Annotated in this window: 12 protein-coding genes; 3 read left to right on the top strand and 9 right to left on the bottom strand. The window is 66.0% G+C overall.

The genetic code is table 11. The annotated features are described in order from the left end of the window. Positions 1-18: 18 nt before the first annotated feature. The 9 genes from QEP15_RS16940 to QEP15_RS16900 form a co-directional block, all read right to left on the bottom strand. Positions 19-606 carry a chalcone isomerase family protein gene (locus QEP15_RS16940; RefSeq protein ID WP_280147754.1) on the bottom strand — a complete coding sequence of 196 codons (588 nt, stop codon included), beginning with the start codon at positions 604-606 and terminating at the stop codon, positions 19-21. Further along, positions 570-1115 carry a DUF4442 domain-containing protein gene (locus QEP15_RS16935; RefSeq protein ID WP_056323642.1) on the bottom strand — a complete coding sequence of 182 codons (546 nt, stop codon included), beginning with the start codon at positions 1113-1115 and terminating at the stop codon, positions 570-572. Before QEP15_RS16935 ends, QEP15_RS16940 begins: the two co-directional genes overlap by 37 nt. A 16-nt stretch (positions 1116-1131) precedes the next feature. Further along, positions 1132-2331: an acetyl-CoA C-acyltransferase gene (locus tag QEP15_RS16930; RefSeq protein ID WP_152384978.1), complete on the bottom strand. Its 1200-nt coding sequence runs from the start codon at positions 2329-2331 to the stop codon at positions 1132-1134. A gap of 16 nt (positions 2332-2347) precedes the next feature. Continuing rightward, the gene (locus QEP15_RS16925; RefSeq protein ID WP_280147753.1) at positions 2348-4738 is read right to left on the bottom strand and encodes a 3-hydroxyacyl-CoA dehydrogenase/enoyl-CoA hydratase family protein; all 2391 of its coding nucleotides are present in this window, start codon (positions 4736-4738) and stop codon (positions 2348-2350) included. A 52-nt stretch (positions 4739-4790) separates the two neighbouring features. Further along, entirely contained in the window at positions 4791-6113 is a 1323-nt protein-coding gene (locus QEP15_RS16920; RefSeq protein WP_175155904.1) for an OmpP1/FadL family transporter, read from the bottom strand. A 62-nt stretch (positions 6114-6175) separates the two neighbouring features. Next, positions 6176-8143, bottom strand: coding sequence for a 3-hydroxyacyl-CoA dehydrogenase NAD-binding domain-containing protein (locus tag QEP15_RS16915; RefSeq protein WP_152384975.1), 1968 nt, complete (start codon positions 8141-8143; stop codon positions 6176-6178). Continuing rightward, complete coding sequence (locus QEP15_RS16910; RefSeq protein WP_175155902.1) at positions 8140-9432, bottom strand: acetyl-CoA C-acetyltransferase; 1293 nt, start codon at positions 9430-9432, stop codon at positions 8140-8142. Before QEP15_RS16910 ends, QEP15_RS16915 begins: the two co-directional genes overlap by 4 nt. Positions 9433-9444: 12 nt before the next feature. Continuing rightward, entirely contained in the window at positions 9445-11793 is a 2349-nt protein-coding gene (locus QEP15_RS16905) for an acyl-CoA dehydrogenase (protein WP_280147752.1), read from the bottom strand. A gap of 81 nt (positions 11794-11874) precedes the next feature. After that, positions 11875-12558 (bottom strand): TetR/AcrR family transcriptional regulator, encoded by a 684-nt coding sequence (locus QEP15_RS16900; RefSeq protein WP_056323661.1) that lies wholly within the window; start codon positions 12556-12558, stop codon positions 11875-11877. Positions 12559-12935: 377 nt separating this feature from the next. On the opposite strand from QEP15_RS16900, the gene QEP15_RS16895 reads away from it, so the two are divergent. The 3 genes from QEP15_RS16895 to QEP15_RS16885 all read left to right on the top strand — a co-directional run bounded on the left by QEP15_RS16895 (position 12936) and on the right by QEP15_RS16885 (position 16872). Then, complete coding sequence (locus tag QEP15_RS16895; protein WP_152384972.1) at positions 12936-14540, top strand: glucosamine inositolphosphorylceramide transferase family protein; 1605 nt, start codon at positions 12936-12938, stop codon at positions 14538-14540. 562 nt (positions 14541-15102) lie between these two features. Further along, complete coding sequence (locus QEP15_RS16890; protein ID WP_062839173.1) at positions 15103-15852, top strand: response regulator transcription factor; 750 nt, start codon at positions 15103-15105, stop codon at positions 15850-15852. Positions 15853-16206: 354 nt separating this feature from the next. Further along, positions 16207-16872 carry a helix-turn-helix transcriptional regulator gene (locus QEP15_RS16885; RefSeq protein WP_056323669.1) on the top strand — a complete coding sequence of 222 codons (666 nt, stop codon included), beginning with the start codon at positions 16207-16209 and terminating at the stop codon, positions 16870-16872. Positions 16873-16942: the final 70 nt, after the last annotated feature.

Here is a 16942-nt window from a genome sequence, read left to right as displayed (position 1 = left end):
CCGTTGGGGCGCAAGGCCCTAGTTGCCCAGCAGGGCTTTCTTCAGGGAGGCCTGCGCGGGGCTGTCGCCCAGCCAGACGCGAAGCAGGGCGCGGGCGAAGGCGGGATCGTCGATGCGGCCGCGCGGCTTGCCGTTGCTGGCAATGGCGACGCCGCGGGCATCGAAGTCCAGATCGATGACATCGCCCTCGCGGGCGGCGCCGATGTCGCTCATCAAGCGTGACAGGCGCTCGGCGGGCGCTTTCAGCGCGGCAAGTTCCTGCGAGCTCGTATTGTCTCGCAATCCGTCCTGCAGCGCGCCGTCCAGGCTTTTGCTGTCCACGTCGCGCAGCATCCGCAGCCGCATGCGGCGCGGCTGCGTGCTGTCAATGAGTGCCGCGGGGTCGTGGCTTTTCGTGGTGACGTACAGCGCGGCCACGTAGACCTTCACGACGAAACGCGTGCGCAGGCCCGCGCCGTTCAGCGTCAGCGCCTGGCTGCCTTCGGCAAGCTGTTCGGGCACGCGCACGCCGGCAACGTCCACGTCGGCAAAGGCGGGCGCGCCCGCCAGGCAGGCCGCGAGAATCAGGCTCAGGGCGGCGGTGCGCCCTCCGGGGTTGAAACGCATTTGTCACCTCCAGTGTTCTTCTGCTTGTAGAACTTCTTGTCTGCGATGTAGATCGTGCGTTCCACGACGGCGTACACGACGTCGTCCTTGTCCTTCAGTTCGACCGTGTAGGTGCGGGTCGTTTCGTGGTGCGTGGCGAGCAAGCGCCGGATTTCGGCGATCTCGCCCGGCGGCAGCCGGAAGTCGACATACAGCGTGGTGTAGGCGGGCTTGCGGAAACGGATGCTGGCCGCCTTGTCCCAGACGATGTGATCCGGGCCCAACGCCGACATCAGCATTGTCGGGTGGGCGCCGTCGGTTACCGCAAAGAGCGAGCCGCCGTACATCGACCCCACGATGTTGCGGGTGCGGCGCAAGAGCGGCAGCTTGATGCGGATGTGCTGGAAGTCCGGCGACACGTGCAGCACGCGGCCGCCGGTGGCGCGAAAGGCCGGATGCAGGTTGAAGCCCACCCGCATCAGCCGCGCGCGCCACTCGGGCGACAGGTTCTTGAACCAGTAGGGCTTCACGCTGGCCGCCGTTTGGCTACATGGCCTCGAACAGGCCGGCCGCGCCCATGCCGGTGCCGATGCACATCGTGACCAGCCCGTACTTGCCGCCGGTGCGGCGCAGCCCGTGCGTGATCGTCGCGGTGCGGATCGCGCCCGTGGCCCCCAGCGGGTGGCCCAGCGCAATGGCGCCGCCTAGCGGATTGACCTTGGCAGGATCCAGGTTCAGCTCGCGGATCACGGCCAGCGACTGGGCCGCGAACGCTTCGTTGAGCTCGATCCAGTCCAGCGCGTCCTGCTTGATGCCGGCGCGTTCCAGCACCTTCGGGATGGCGGCGACGGGGCCGATGCCCATGACCTCGGGCGGCACGCCGGCCACGGCAAAGCCCACGAAGCGGGCCAGCGGGCTCAGGTTGAATTCGCGCAGGATGCGATCGGACACCAGGATCACGGCCGCCGCGCCGTCCGACATCTGCGAGCTGTTGCCCGCCGTGACGCTGCCACGCGTGGAGAAGACCGGCTTGAGCCGCGCCAGCGCTTCCAGGCTGCTGTCGGGACGCGGGCCTTCGTCAACCTCGACGAGGCGGCGCGCGAAGCGCACCGCGCCGCTGGCGCCGTCTGGCAGGTGCGTGACGACCTCAAAAGGCGTGGTCTCGGCGCGGAAGTGGCCGGCGGCAATCGCCGCGCAGGCCTTCTGGTGCGAGGCCAGCGCAAAGGCGTCCTGATCCTCGCGCGACACCTTCCAGCGCTCGGCGACCTTTTCGCCGGTCAGGCCCATGCCAAATGCCATGCCGATGTTTTCTTCGTGAGCGAAGATGGCTGGGTTCATGGACACCTTGTTGCCCATGATCTGCGGCATGGCGCTCATGGATTCGGTGCCCGCGCCGATCATGATGTCGGCCTCGCCCAGCCGAATGCGGGCGGCGGCGTCCGCCACGGCCTGCAGTCCCGACGCGCAGAAGCGGTTGACGGTGACGCCCGCCACGCTTTGCGGCAGGCCGGCCAGCAGCAGGCTGATGCGGGCCACGTTCATGCCCTGTTCGGCCTCGGGCATGGCGCATCCGGCGATCACGTCGTCGATGCGGGCGGCGTCCAGCCCGGGCGCCTGCGCCAGCGCGCCGTTCAGCGCGGCGGCCAGCATGTCGTCGGGCCGGGTGGTGATGTAGGCGCCATTGCGCTTGCCCACCGGCAGGCGCGTGGCGGCAACGATGTAGGCGTCTTGGATCTGCGTGCTCATATCCATTTCCATTAGGCTAGTTCCGCAAGGGTTTGCCGGTTTCCAGGGTGTGGCGGATGCGCGCCTGGGTCTCGGGCGTGCGCAGCAGCGCCACGAATTCCTTGCGCTCCACGGCCAGCAGCCATTCTTCGTCGACCTTGGTGCCGGTCTCGACCTCGCCGCCGCACAGCGCGACGGCCGCGCTGCGGGCCACGCGGTAGTCGTGCGCGCTGATCATGCCGCCTTCGCGCATGTTGACCAGCACCATCTCGAAATTGGCGATGCCGTTGCGGCCGGCCACCGGGACGTTCTGCAGGCGGGCGGGCGGCGTGTAGCCGGCCTGCGCCGCGGCGCGCGCCTGGCCGATGGCCACGTACAACAGTTCGCCGGGATGGAACAGCACGATGTCGTGCTCGCGGGCAAAGCCGGCCTCGATGGCTTCCAGTGCGCTCTTGGCAACCTGGGCCATGGCAATGGTCTGGAAGACCGGTTGGAGGTAGGGGAAGACTTCGCCGGGCGTGGCCGTCTTGGCCGCCAGCGCCGCGGCGCGCGCGGCGAACTCCTTGCTGCCGCCGCCCGCCGGAATGAGGCCGACGCCGGCCTCGACCAGCCCGATGTAGCTTTCCAGCGCCAGCACGCGGTGCGAGGCGTGCATCAGGAATTCGCAGCCGCCGCCCAGCGCCATGCCCTGCACCGCGGCAACGGTCGGGATCTGCGCGTACTTGAACGACTGCGAAGCCCGCTGGAATTTTTCGACCGTGGCCTCCAGCATGTCCCACTGGCCCGCCGCGCAGGCTTCGACCACCTGCTGCAGGTTGGCGCCCACCGCAAACGGCGCGTCGTGCCAGATGACCAGGCCGTCGAATTCACGTTCGGCCATGGCCACCGCCTGCAGCACGCCTTCCAGCACCTCGGCGCCCAGCGTGTGGTTGCGCGACGTGACGGACAGGATGGCGATGCCGGCGTCGACCTGCGGCAGATTCCACAGGCGCACGCCTTCGTTTTCCCAGACCGTGACGCCGCGGTCGTCGGCGGCTTCGCCCACGACGCGTTCCGGAAACAGCTGGCGCGCGTACACCGGCAACGTCGAGCGCGGATGCAGCTTGCCCGTGCGGGCGGAATACGAGCCTTGCGGCGCATGCACGCCCTGGCGGTCCGGTTCCAGCACCCAGGCGGGCAGGGGCGTGTCGCTCATGGCGCGGCCGGCGGCGATGTCCTCGGCCACGGCGGCGGCGATGGCCTGCCAGCCCGCGGCCTGCCAGGTTTCGAACGGGCCTTGCAACCAGCCGAAGCCCCAGCGCATGGCCAGGTCCAGGTCGCGCGCGTTGTCGGCCACGTGCTCGAGCTGCACGGCGCTGTAGTGGAAGATGTCGCGGAACAGGCTCCACAGGAATTGCGCCTGCGGATGCTCGCTGGCGCGCAGGGCGGCAAAGCGCTTGGCCGGGTCGCGTTCCTTGAGCAGCGCGGCGACTTCATCGGCCAGCTTGCCCGTGCCCGGCGCGTAGTCCTGCTTTTTCAGATCCAGCACCTGGATCTCGCGGCCCTGTTTGCGGTAGACGCCCGCGCCGCTCTTCTGGCCCAGCGCGCCCTTGGAGATCAGCGCCGACAGCCAGTCCGGTAGCGCGAAGTACCGGTGCCACGGATCGTCGGGCAGGTTCTTTTCCATGGTGCCCACCACGTGGGCCAGCGTGTCCAGCCCCACCACGTCGGCGGTGCGGTACGTGGCGCTCTTGGGGCGGCCGATCTTGGGGCCGGTCAGCGCGTCGACTTCGTCGAAGGCCAGGCCCAGCCGCGCGGTGTGGTGCATGGCGGCCAGGATCGAGAACACGCCGATGCGGTTGGCAACGAAGTTCGGGGTGTCCAGCGCGCGGATCACGCCCTTGCCCAGCGCGGAGGTCAGCCAGGTTTCCAGCTGGTCCAGCACGTCCGGTTGCGTGTGCGAGGTGGCAATGATCTCCACCAGGCGCATATAGCGCGGCGGATTGAAGAAATGGATGCCGCAGAAGCGGTCGCGCAGCCCGACGGGCAGCGCGTTGGCCAGCGCGTCGATGGACAGGCCGGAGGTATTGGATGCGACGATGGCGCCGGGCGCCACGTGCGGCGCGATGCGCTCGTACAGTGCCGTCTTCCAATCCATGCGCTCGGCGATGGCTTCGATGACGAGATCGCAGCCGCTCAGGCGGGCGAGGTCGTCATCGTAATTGGCGGGCGCGATGAGCGCCAGGCGCGAGGCGCCGGCCAGCGGCGCAGGTTCCAGTTTTTTCAGGCCGGCCAGCGCCTTCTTGACGGTGCCGTTGCGGTCGCCTTCGCGGGCGGCCAGGTCGAACAGCGTGACCGGCACGCCGGCATTGGCCAGGTGGGCGGCGATCTGCGCGCCCATGACGCCGGCACCCAGCACGGCGACGTTTTTGACGACGAACTTGCTCAAGGGAGTCTCCTGAAAAAGCGGGGGACGGCGCGCGGCCGTCCCCCGTTCACGGCTAGAAGCGGGACGAGAGTTGCAGGCCGAAGATGTGGCCGTTGCTGTCGTAGGTGCCCGCGACGCGGCCCTTGGTGGCTGCGCTGCCGGACGTGGTGTCGATGTCCGTCTTGCGCAGGTACAGATAGGTATAGCCCACGTCGATCGTGGTGTCCTTCGTGGCGGCCCATTGCAAGCCGGTGGAGAACCAGTAGCGATCGTTGTCGGGCAGGGACGTCGGGCGGTCGGCGGCTTTGTACACAGGCGACTGGTCGAACGCCAGACCGAACTTCCACTTCCAGGCCGGCGCGAACTTGTAGTTCGCGCCCACCGCGACGCGCCATGAGTCGCGGAAATTCAGCGGCAGTTCATCGTCGCGGGCGCCCGGGCCCGAATTCTTGATCTTCAGCTCGGGGATGCTGCTCCATCCGGTCCAGGATACGTCGCCCAGCAGTTCCCACTTTTCGTTGAGCTGGTGCGTGGCGCTAAGAATCAACGTATCGGGCAGGTCGACGTTGGCCTTGGCGTCGAACGACACGGACTGGCCGGTGGGGCCGATGTTGTCGATGTCGGTGTCGCCCTTGGCCGAGTGCTTGATCTTCGAGCGGTACGACAGGCCGATGCGCGTGTCTTCGGTGGGTTGCAGCATGAAGCCGACGTTCCAGCCCCACGCATCGCCCTTCAGGTTCAGGTCGGCGTCGCCATTGGTGGCCAGCGGCAGCCCCGCGATGGGCACCACGGTTTTTTTCTTGTAGGTGGCGTCGATGTGTTGCCAGTTCACGCCGAAGCCCATCGAGAATTTCTCGTTGACCTTGTAGGCGATGGACGGGTTGACGTTGATCGTCTTGATGTCGAACTTGTTCGAGTGGTATTGACCGACCCAGCCGTCGTCGTATTCGGTCATCAGGCCGAACGGTGCGCCCACGCCCAGACCGATGTACCACTGCTCGTTCAGTTGCCAGGAGGCGTAGAGGTTGGGCACGACGCCCAGATGGCCCGCGTCCCCGCCATTGCCGCCGGTGGGAACCGAACCGTTCAAGCCCGATCCGGCAATGCCCGGCGCGCTGGGGTTGCGGCTGTTGCCGTTGTCCGAAAACTTGAACGACGGTTTGATCAGGTTTACCCCGCCGGAGAAATTAAGGCCCGGCAGATAGGTCAAGCCTGCCGGGTTGAAATACATGATGCTGGCATTCTCCGGGTTTGCCGCCGAGCCCGCATACGCGTTGCCCAGGCCGCTGGCGTTCTGCTCCAAGAGCTGAAAACCGGCGCCGTAGGACGTTGCGGATGCGCCCAGGCCGACCAGGATGGCCGACAGGGTGCTCAGGGACAATGGACGTCTGCGCATGGTACTGCCTCCTCGAGTTGGATGTGTGTCTCTCTTTCCACTGCCGGCCTGGTTTCGCCGGTCTAATCGGCGCGAGCCGCTGTGCTGCGGTCCTGCTTGGTGCTGCCTGCTTCGTAATGCAAGGGGCCTCCCGTGAATGGCGCGAAGCCCGTCCCAAAAATCACGCCGGCATCGGCCAGATCGGCGTCGGCCACGATGCCGCCCGCGACACGTTCACGCGTGGCGTCGATGAGCGGCTGGATCAGGCGCTGGGCCAGGCCGGCGGGCGCGGCGGCGGGATCCGCGCCGCGCTGCTTGACCGGCTTGCCATCGCGCCAGGTGTAAAAGCCCTTGCCGCTCTTTTTGCCCAGCTCGTTGCGCGCCAGGCGCTCGGCCAGGCAACGTGGCGGCTCGGCGCCGCCGGCCAGTTGCGCGCCGGCGTCGCGTGCGATGTCCAGGCCTACGGTGTCTGCCAGCTCCAGCGGCCCCATCGGCATGCCGAAGGCCACCATCGCGGCGTCCACGGTTTCCGGCGCGACGCCTTCGTCCACGCTGCGCATGGCCTGCAGCATGTAAGGCGCAAGCACCGCATTCACCAGGAAGCCGGGCGCGCTCTTGACCGGCAGCGCCAGCTTGTCGATCTGCCCGACAAAGGCGCAGGCGCGGATCTGGGCGTCGGGGTCGCCGCCTTGCGCGTGCACGACCTCCACGAGCGGCATCTTGGCCACGGGATTGAAGAAATGAATGCCCACCAGGCGCTCCGGCCGCGCCAGGCCTTCGCGCAGCGTTTCAAGCGACAGGCTGGACGTGTTGGTGGCCAGCAGCGCATCCGGCTTCATGCGCGGTTCCAGCGACCGGTACAGCGCGCGTTTGGCGTCGGGCTGCTCGCTGATGGCCTCGATGATGACGTCTGCCAGCGGCACGCCGTTGCCTTCCGGATCGGGCACCAGCCGGTCAAAGGCGGCGCGCGCCAGGCGCGGGTCCTTCAAACGCCGCGTATAAAGCGCTGCGGCGCGCTTGATTGCCGGCGCGATGCGGGACATCTCCTGGTCCTGCAGGGTCACGGTCATGCCCTTGTATGCGCACCAGGCGGCGATGTCGCCGCCCATTACGCCGGCGCCCACCACGTGCACATGGCGCGCGGGCGCAACGCCGGGCTGCTTGCCGTTGGCCTTCAGACGCTCTTGCAGGCGGAACACGCGAAGCAGGTTGCGCGCCGTGCCGGACGAAATGATGCGGTCGATGAGGTCGGGCGCCTTGAGCGCATTGCCGCCATGCTTTTCCCAGATTTCCACGATGGCGGGCGCGGCCGGGTAATGGCCTAGCGGATCCTTGGCGGCAATCTGCTTGCGGGCGCGGTTGGCAACGATGGCTTTCAGCGGCCAGCGGTTCAGCAACGCGCCCAGGCCGCGCGCGCGCCGGGCGGGCTTGCGCGACAGGACCGTCTGGCGCGCCGCGGCCAGCAGCAGGCGTGGCGGCACGCGCGCGTCCACCAGCCCCAACGCGGCCGCGCGGCGGGCATCGGCGCCGCGGCCGGTCAGCATCATGTCCAGCGCGGCCGGCGCGCCGATCACCTGCGGCAGGCGCAGCATGCCGCCCCAGCCTGGAAAGATGCCAAGCATGACTTCGGGCAGCGCCAGGGAGGCGCCGGGCTGGTCCGCCACCAGCCGGTAGCGGCAAGCCAGCGCCAGTTCCAGGCCGCCGCCCAGGCAATGCCCCTGGATCAGCGCCAGCGTCGGATAGCGCACGCCAGCCAGGCGGTTCATGAGATTCCAGCCGCGCGACACCAGCCCGCGGGCCTGCTCAGGCGTGTCCAGTGTGGCGAATTCGTTGACGTCGGCGCCCACGATGAAGCCCGTCGCCTTGCCGGACTGGATGATGAGGCCCTGGGGCGGATCGCGGTCTAGCGCGTCAAGCACCACCGAGAGTTCGGCCATGGTATCGGCCGACAGGGCGTTGACCGCGCTGCCCGCGCGGTCGAAGGTCAGCCAGGCGAGCCCGTCGGGGTCGCGGTCCAGGCGCCAGTGGGAAAGCGTATCCAATGTCGTCATGGGCGGTCCTCGTCCAGGGTTTCGACCAGCATCGCGCCGCCTTGGCCGCCGCCGATGCAGATGGCCGCCATGCCGCGCCGGGCGCCCCGGCGCTTGAGCGCATGCAGCAGATGCAGCACGATGCGTGCCCCCGAGGCGCCCACCGGGTGCCCGATGGCAATGGCCCCGCCGTCGACGTTGAGCCGCGCGGGGTCCAGTTCGCCCCAGGCTGGCGTGCCGAAGTTTTCCTGGCAGTAGGCCTCGTCCCGCCACGCGGCCAGGCAGCCTAGCACTTGCGCCGCGAAGGCTTCGTTGATCTCCCACAAGTCCAGGTCATTCAAGCCCAGCCCATGGCGCTGCAGGATCGGCGTGGCCGCATGCACGGGACCTAGGCCCATGATCGCGGGATCCAGCCCGGCCCATTGCGAATCGATGATGCGGCCCAGCGGACGCAGGTTCCATTTGCGCACGGCCTCTTCCGAAGCCAGCACCAGCATGGCCGCGCCGTCGGTGACCTGCGAACTGTTGCCTGCGGTGATGTTGCCCCACGGCTTGTCAAACACCGGCTTGAGCTTGGCCAGCTTGTCGGGCGTGGAGTCTTCGCGTACACCGTCGTCCGCGGCGTGCAGCGTGCCCTGCATGTCGATGACCGGTGTGACCTCGGGCATGCCGGCGGCGCGGGCCGCCAGCGCGCGCTGGTGGCTGCGCGCCGCGTACGCATCCATGGCGGCGCGGTCGATATTGAACAGCGTGGCGACGTTCTCGGCGGTCTGACCCATCGACAGGCCCACGACCGGGTCCGTCAGGCCCTTGAGCAGGCCGATCACGGGCGCCAGGTGCTTGGGCCGGAAACCGCCCAGCGCCTTGAGCTTGGCGCCCACGCCGCGCGCGGCGTACCAGCGCGACAGCCAGCGCACCATGCCGTCCGAAAACAGCACCGGCGCGCGCGACAGCGCATCGGTGCCGCCGGCCAGCACCAGGTGCGACCGGCCGTTCTGGATGTTTGCAATGGCCGAATCCAGCGCCTGCATGCCCGATGCGCAGTTGCGCATGACGGTCCAGCCGGGCACCCGATCGTCGCAACCGAGCCGCAGCGAAATCACGCGGCCGATGTTGACTTCTTCGGGCGAGGGCGCCGCGCAACCCACGATGACCTCGTCCAGGTCGGTGGGCGCGTAGGGCTGGCGCAGGAGCAGGGCGCGGCCGGCCTGCACCGCCAGATCCCCGGCGGAGAAGGGGCCCGGGCCCGTGCGGGCCTTCAAAAAGGGCGTGCGTGAACCGTCGACGACGTAAACCGGTTTGAATGCCATCCGCTACCTCCCTCAGGCGACCTTGCGTTCGGCCGTGGGCCGGTCCGCGTCGGCGGCGCCGAGGTCAAAGGGGAAATCATCCACTTTCACCACGGTGTCGCGCAAGCGGTTGCGGCGCTTGACCACCGCGTACTCTTCCGCGGTGATGCCGCCGATGGCCACCGCCGCGTCGGCGATGTCGCGCACATTCGCTTGCGGATTTCCGTCCAGCACGCCGCGCTTTTCCAGTTCGCGGATCTTGGCTTCGATCGGCTCGGCGTCCAGCGTGGCGGCCAGCGCCTGCTCGATCGCGCCCACGGGCTCGTCCGCGGTGGCGGGCAGATGGCAGCCGGCGGTCAGGCGGTCGCGCGTGGCGCTGGGGCTGATGAGCAGCCGGGCCACGTCCTGGCCAAGCTGGTCCGACGGCGGGATCTGGCCGTGGCCCCACGGAAACACGATGCGGCGAATGATCCAGGCCACCGCACGGTTCGGGAAGTTGTCCAGCACGCCGTCAAAGGCGTCCTGCAATTTGCACAACGCGTCCTGGATGGACCAGTGCGCCAGCGGCGCGTCGGCGGCCTGCCGGCCTTCGTCCTCGAAACGCTTGAGCGTGGCGCTGATCAGGTACATCTGCGACAGCACGTCGCCCAGCCGCGCCGACAGGCGCTCGCGCCGCTTCAGGCTGCCGCCCAGCACCAGCATCGAGGTGTCGGCCAGCATCGCGAATGCCGCGGAATAACGGCCCAGCAGCTGGTAGTAGCGCTTCATGGCGGGCGAGACGTCGGCGTTCACGGCGGCAAACCGCGCGCCGGTCAGCGACGTGCCCAGCGCACGGAAGGTGTTGCGCACCACAAAGCCCGCGTGGCCCCAGAACGCGGCGTCGAAATCATCCAGCCCCCGCTTGCGGTCCGGCGATTGCGCAGCCTGCATTTCCGCAAGCACGTAGGGGTGGCAGCGGATCGCGCCCTGGCCGAAGATGATGAGACTGCGCGTCAGGATATTGGCGCCTTCGACCGTGATGCCGATGGGGATCTGCTGGTAGGCGCGGCCCAGGAAGTTGGACGGTCCCAGGCAGATGCCCTTGCCGCCGATCACGTCCATGCCGTCGTTGACGACCTGGCGCGCGCGCTCCGTGACGTGGTATTTGACGATGGCCGACACGACAGAAGGCTTTTCGCCCAGGTCCACCGCGCCGGCCGTCATGGTGCGCGCCGCGTCCATCATGTAGGTGTGTCCGCCAATGCGCGCCAGCGCCTCTTCGACGCCTTCGAACTTGCCGACCGGCATGCGGAACTGGCTGCGCACGCGCGCATAGCCGCCCACGGCGCGCGCCGTCAGCTTGGACATGCCGGTGTTCGAGGAAGGCAGCGAGATCGAGCGGCCGGCGGCCAGGCATTCCATCAGCATGCGCCAGCCCTGGCCGGCCATGGCGGGACCGCCGATGATGAAGTCCAGCGGCATGAAGACGTCGGCGCCGCGCGTCGGGCCGTTCATGAACATGGCGTTCAGCGGGAAGTGGCGCCGGCCGGTGTCCACGCCGGGGTGGTCGTGCGGCACGAGCGCGCAGGTGATGCCCAGGTCCTTCTTGCCGCCCAGCAGGCCGTCCGGGTCGTACAGGCGGAACGCCAGGCCCAGCAACGTGCAGACGGGCGCGAGCGTGATGTAACGCTTGTCCCAGGTGACGCGCATGCCGATCACCTCGCGGCCCTGCCATTCGCCCTTGCAGACGATGCCGCTGTCGGGAATGGCGGCCGCATCCGAACCCGCCCACGGGCTGGTCAGCGCAAACGCCGGCACTTCCTCGCCGCGGGCCAGGCGCGGCAGATAGTGGTTCTTCTGTTCCTCGGTGCCGTAATGCAGCAACAGTTCGGCCGGACCCAGCGAGTTCGGCACCATGACCGACACGGCCAGCGCGGAAGAACGCGTGGATAGCTTGGTCACGATTTCGGAATGGGCGTAGGCGGAGAACGCAAGGCCGCCGTACTGCTTGGGAATGATCATGCCGAGGAAACCCTCGGTCTTCAGATAGTTCCAGACGCCGGCGGGCAGGTCGAAGCGCTCTTGCGTGACGTGCCAGTCGTTGACCATGCGGCACGCGGTCTCGGCCTGGTTGTCCAGAAAGCGCTGCTCTTCGTCGGTCAGCTGCGGGCGGGGATAGGCCAGCAGACGGCTCCAGTCGGGCCGGCCGCGAAAGAGCTCGCCTTCCCACCAGACGGTGCCTGCCTCGAGCGCATCGCGCTCGGTGTCCGACATCTGCGGCAACACCTTGCGATACAGGTTGAAGATCGGCGCGGACAACAGCGCCCGCCGGATGGGGCGCACGCCCAGCAACACGGCGGCCAGGAGCGCAATGACAACCAGCGCGACGATGACTGCGTACATTTTCTTGTCTCCTCGTTGTTCTTCAGGTGCGTGGCGGCCTTCAAAGGAGGGCGCGCCGGCCGGGCGGGCGGTGGACGGCGGTCAGGCGCCTCCGGGGCTTGCGTTTACGTGCGGCAAGGGCGAACGCAGCCCGCCCAGCAGAAAACTCATCAGGCGCGGCAGAAGCAGTTCGCGGTCGTTGGGCTGTTCGGCTTCGTCGCCGGCCAAGCCGGTGACCGAGCGCAGCAGGTCGGTGCCCATGATCGCGTACGACGTCGCGCCCAGCATGAACTGGAAACGCCAGATGATCTCGGCGCGGGGCACGTCCGGCAGGGCGGCGAACAGCGCGTTGCGGTAGCGCGCGAGCACGTCGGCGTATTCCTCGGCGAACAGTGCCCGGATGAAATCCGTGGGATCGGTCATCGTGCGTTCCAGCAGCGGCAGGAACGTGCTGCCGGCCTGCGCGGGATCGGCGGCCAGGCGCAGCAGCGTGCCGAAGAACGCATCGACGATCTGCGAGGGCTTCAGGGGTTTGCCGCCGGATTGCGCCTCCAGTTCGTCCAGAAGGCGCATGCGCTCGCGATTCAGCACTTCCAGGCGGCGTTTGAGCACCGCCTGCACGAGTGACTCCTTGGAGCCGAAGTGATAGTTCACCGACGCGAGGTTCACACCGGCCGCGCCGGTGATCTGGCGCATCGACGTCGCTTCGTGTCCTTGCTGCGCGAACAGGGACTCGGCGGTGTCCAGGATGGCTTCTCTCGTGGGTGTGGAGCGGATTTCTTGCATAAGGTTGAATTCAAACGTTTGTTTCAATGCATTATGCGGGAGCCTTGGATGAGAGGCGAGCCTCTGCTATCCCCAATAGGGTTTACCCCTAAGCGCTAGCGGCCGTGGTGTTGTTTTTGCCGCGAGCGCGCTTCGCATCGTGCGTACGGACGAGGCCCTGCCGCGAAGAAGCATGAGGCGCGGCCCGCGCGGGAGGTTGAGATTTAGCCGAATGTCCTCGGACACCAGTCCTAGGATGAATGCGCTCTGGAACGCACGCTAAAAAGCCCGCAGTATCAGCGCGAGAACATAAAAGCATTGCCCCGGGTGTGTGCCGGGCGAGGCCCTGCGCAGTCACGGCGCGGCAGGCCAATCGCCCTGATACAGGAGCACGAGAAATGACGACGTACAAGGTGGGATTGCTGGTTGACGGGTATGAGCAACCCGGCTGGATGCACGAGATGGTTGAGTGGCTACTCCACAGCCAGGAGTTCGAGCTCACGGCGTTGCTGGTGATGAACGGTGAGGTCGCCGACAGTGCACCGAGGCTGAGCGTGAAGGCACTGTTCGGCACGCTGTCGCGCCTGGAAGGCAAGCTGCTGCCGCAGAAGCAGCGCGACATGCTGGCCTGCCGCGACATGCGTGACAGCCTGCAGCAGGCCGGCACGGCGGTGATTCCGCTGGCGCCCGGCGATGAGGATCCGCAGGCGCGCCGCGAGGTGCAGGCGCTGGGGCTGGACCTGGTGATCACGCTGGGCGCGTCGCTCGCCACACGCTCGCAACTTTCCAGCTGGTCGCGGCTGGGCGTGTGGCAATTGAGCTATTCGGATATTGCGGTGGCAACCAGCCGTTATGCCGGCTTCTGGGAGGTCTTTCAGCGCGAAGATCACACCACCGTGAAACTCTGGCGCATCGGCGCGCGGCAGGAAGACGACGAACTCCTGGACCAGCGCAGTTTCAACACGGAAGTGTTCTGGCTGAAGAATCAGGCCCGCGCTTTCAGTTTGGGAAACTTCATGGTCTATGACGCCTTGCAGGCGCTGGCCCACGACCGGCCGGGCGTCGCGCCGCCTGCCATGCAGATCATGAGCGGTCCGCGCCGCGCCGACCCGGCAGAGTGGGACAGCGCGGCATATATTGCGCGCCAGGCGTGGTTAATGTCGGATCTGGTTGTGCGGCGCATCATGAAACGCAATGTCCGGTGGCGGATCGGTATGTTTCCCTCCGCGCGACAGCAGGCGGTGGTATCGGAGGCGATGGTATTGCAGCCGCCCAAGGGGCGGTTTTTCGCGGACCCCTTCGTTTATACGCACGACAAAAAACCATATATATTTTTCGAGGACTATGATTTTACGTCCCGCAAGGGCACGATCTCCGTCGCGACCTACTCCGACGGGGCTTTCCGGCTGTTGGGCACCGCGCTGAACCTGCCTTATCACCTTTCATTTCCGTATATTTTTGAACACGAAGGCGTGACATACATGGTTCCGGAAACGTGTGGAAATCGCAGTATCGAGCTATGGAAATGTACGGAATTTCCGCTGAAATGGGAGCTGGATGTTAATCTGATGACCAATATTTCTGCCGTGGATACCATTATTTTTAAACACGGCGAATACTGGTGGCTATTGACAAATATCGACCGGACTGACGGCCAGAGCCACTGCGACGAGCTGTTCGCGTTCTTCTCGGATTCGCCCCGCTCGATGTCCTGGACGCCCCACGCCTGCAACCCGATCGTGCGCAACCCGATGCGCGCCCGCAACGCCGGAATCGTTGTCTCGCCTGGCGGAGACGTGATCCGGTGCGCCCAGTACCAAGGCTTCTGTCACTACGGCAAGGGCGTTTCGCTGAACAAGATCGAGGAGCTTTCGCCTTCCACTTATGTCGAAACCGATGGCGAGATCCACTACGCCAACTTCCTGAGAAAACGCCATGCTTCAATGCACCATTGGCATCATCAGGGCGGACATACGGTATTTGACTTCGCCTATATGGAGTAAATACGCCTGCGGGCGTAAAAATAAAAATGTTACCGTTATTTCGATTGAAGGGATCGCTCACCGGCGTGATGTGTCGACAGATACAAGTTGACAGCTTTCCCTCCCCATCCGGCACCCCAAGGCCGCGTCAGGCAGATGCCCCGACGTGGCTTTTTTTCGTCTGTAACACGGGCATTCCGGGCGTGGCCGGCCGGCAAACCGCGGCCGTTTCATAGGGAGAACCGCAGGTGCAACGGGGCGATGCTGGTGAAAACCCTAGCGGTAAAAAGGACGAGATGGGGTTCCTCATCCGTATTTAGGAACATGATTAAGGCTAACGATTGATTTCTGATTTTGTCGGATTATATCGCCCTGAAACGTCTTGATTTTGACAAATCCGAACCATAAGATGGGTTCCATGCCATCCGTTATGTTGGCTACCAAAGTCGACCAGCCTAAACGTCCCGGTTCAGCTTCATTAGATATTCCGGGATATGCGGACCACCCCCGCAGGGCTGGATAAATAATATCTTCAGCACAGCGAAGATCCCTTCTAGGCCCGTCGAAAAACCGGGAGGACACCATGGCCAAGATGGTCCTGATTGAAGCCCATCCGCTACTGCGGTTGGGGTTGTGGCAAATTCTTAGCAAGTTGGATGATGTGTGGGAGATCGAGGGGATGGGCCTTGCGGACGTGTCCAAGGCCGACGGCGTGCACGCGGGCGCCGATCTTCTGATCTATGGATTGCCAGTGGATACCGATGAAGCATGGAGCGCCTTGCACGAGATTCAGCGCGTGCTGACGCCCAAGCGGATTCTGCTTCTGACGGACGTCATGCCCTTGCCCATGCCGGTGCAAGGCCTGCCTGGCGCCAGTGTGTACGGTTGCCTGATGAAGACGGCTTCGGTCGAGATCCTCGAGGCCGCCATCCGCCTGGTGATGGCGGGCGGGCAATGCTTCCCGAGCGAACAGGCGCTGCAGGCTCCGGCCTCCACCGTATGCGCCTTGCCGTCGCGGGATGCGGAAGAAGGCGGTGCGAAGGGCGCCATGCCGGTCAGCGCGGGCGCACAGCTCCTGCAGATCACGCCGCGCCAGTACGAAGTGTTGGTGTTGCTTGCAAGGGGCTATCCCATCAAGACCGTCAGCCGGATGTTGAACATCTCGGTGGCAACCGCGAAGACGCACGCGTGCACGCTGTACCAACGCCTGCATGTCAAGAACAAGGGCGAAGCCGTGTACGCGGCGCTGCAACGCGGCGCGACCCTTGAATGGCATGAACCGAATGGTCGCGAAGTGGATGCCGGGCAGATCTATGGGCGCAAGCTCGGTTAAGCAAGGTTTGCGCTGCCTGCCCGGCAGCAGGAACGCCCGTTCCAACGCTGCCGGGACCGCGCATAGCCAATACGGCTAAGGCATAGAAAGCAGGTGTTCACGTCGCTGTCGCCTCGCTTTCCGCCACCAATCATCCTCCTGAACGAGATTCAGCGAACGTAGCCGCTGATAGCATGAGTTGTGTCCGCAAGCATGGATTGATAGGGCGAATCACTTAGTCTCGCCACTGCAATCCCAAGGCTGCGGGCAGGATTCCCCTGAACCTGGCGACGCGCGTGAACCCGCGCATTGCGCGGCGTCGCGCCAGCGTCATGGGAACCGTAATGGGCCATGCGTCACAAGGTTCTTCCCGGGATGACAACCGTACTGATCGAAGACTACGCTCTGCTTCGTGTCGCAATTCAGCATGTGCTGGAACGTGTGCGCAACGCCGACGATATCCTGGCCATCTCGCCAGCCCACCTCCTTAATATGTCCAGCTCGATCAACAAGCCAGTGGAGTTGCTAGTGATCGGTTGCAGCGGCACCGCGGAAGAGGACATCGGCCTTCTATCGCAGGCCATGGCCTTTTTCATGCCCAGGCTGGTGCTGGTGCTGTATTCAGCGCTGGACCAGAGCGTGATGGCCGCGTGTGCGCGCGCCGGGGTCGCGGGCTATCTGCCCAAGGCTTCCAGCCCCGATGCGCTGGCCGCGGCAGTCAGCCTGGTGATTGCGGGCGGCGAATGCTACCCGCAACCCGCCGGCCGGCCGCCCAGCACCGCGCACGCTTCCGTGCAAGAGCTGCGCGAGCTCACGCAGCGGCAGGAGGAAATCCTGCAGCTGCTCGTGCAAGGCAAGACCATGCGCGAGATCGGCCAGCAGGTCGGCATCTCGGTCGCCACTGTCAAGAGCCACGCGCGCACGCTCTATTGGAAGCTGAACGCACGCAACCAGGCCGAGGCCGCGTACATCGCGGTGCAGATGGGACTGGTGCGCAGCTCGAATGGGCAGCCTGCGCCGGCCAAAGGCGACGCGAGCTGAAACGAGGAAGTGAGTCAGGGCCTGTGCGGGTGGCGCTGCCGCCCGCACAGGCCCTGGCTTTTTTGCGCGC

This window comes from Achromobacter mucicolens (assembly GCF_029866465.1).
GTDB lineage: Bacteria > Pseudomonadota > Gammaproteobacteria > Burkholderiales > Burkholderiaceae_B > Achromobacter > Achromobacter mucicolens.
The sequence above is the reverse complement of the archived record's forward strand: the minus strand, read 5'-3'. Positions and strand labels throughout refer to the sequence as shown.

Bases quoted from the DNA above. Each gene is read 5' to 3' on its own strand.
- QEP15_RS16940 (WP_280147754.1), bottom strand. From the start codon at position 606: ATGCGTTTCAACCCCGGAGGGCGCACCGCCGCCCTGAGCCTGATTCTC.
- QEP15_RS16930 (WP_152384978.1), bottom strand. From the start codon at position 2,331: ATGAGCACGCAGATCCAAGACGCCTACATCGTTGCCGCCACGCGCCTG.
- QEP15_RS16920 (WP_175155904.1), bottom strand. From the start codon at position 6,113: ATGCGCAGACGTCCATTGTCCCTGAGCACCCTGTCGGCCATCCTGGTC.
- QEP15_RS16915 (WP_152384975.1), bottom strand. From the start codon at position 8,143: ATGACGACATTGGATACGCTTTCCCACTGGCGCCTGGACCGCGACCCC.
- QEP15_RS16910 (WP_175155902.1), bottom strand. From the start codon at position 9,432: ATGGCATTCAAACCGGTTTACGTCGTCGACGGTTCACGCACGCCCTTT.
- QEP15_RS16905 (WP_280147752.1), bottom strand. From the start codon at position 11,793: ATGTACGCAGTCATCGTCGCGCTGGTTGTCATTGCGCTCCTGGCCGCC.
- QEP15_RS16900 (WP_056323661.1), bottom strand. From the start codon at position 12,558: ATGCAAGAAATCCGCTCCACACCCACGAGAGAAGCCATCCTGGACACC.
- QEP15_RS16895 (WP_152384972.1), top strand. From the start codon at position 12,936: ATGACGACGTACAAGGTGGGATTGCTGGTTGACGGGTATGAGCAACCC.
- QEP15_RS16890 (WP_062839173.1), top strand. From the start codon at position 15,103: ATGGCCAAGATGGTCCTGATTGAAGCCCATCCGCTACTGCGGTTGGGG.
- QEP15_RS16885 (WP_056323669.1), top strand. From the start codon at position 16,207: ATGACAACCGTACTGATCGAAGACTACGCTCTGCTTCGTGTCGCAATT.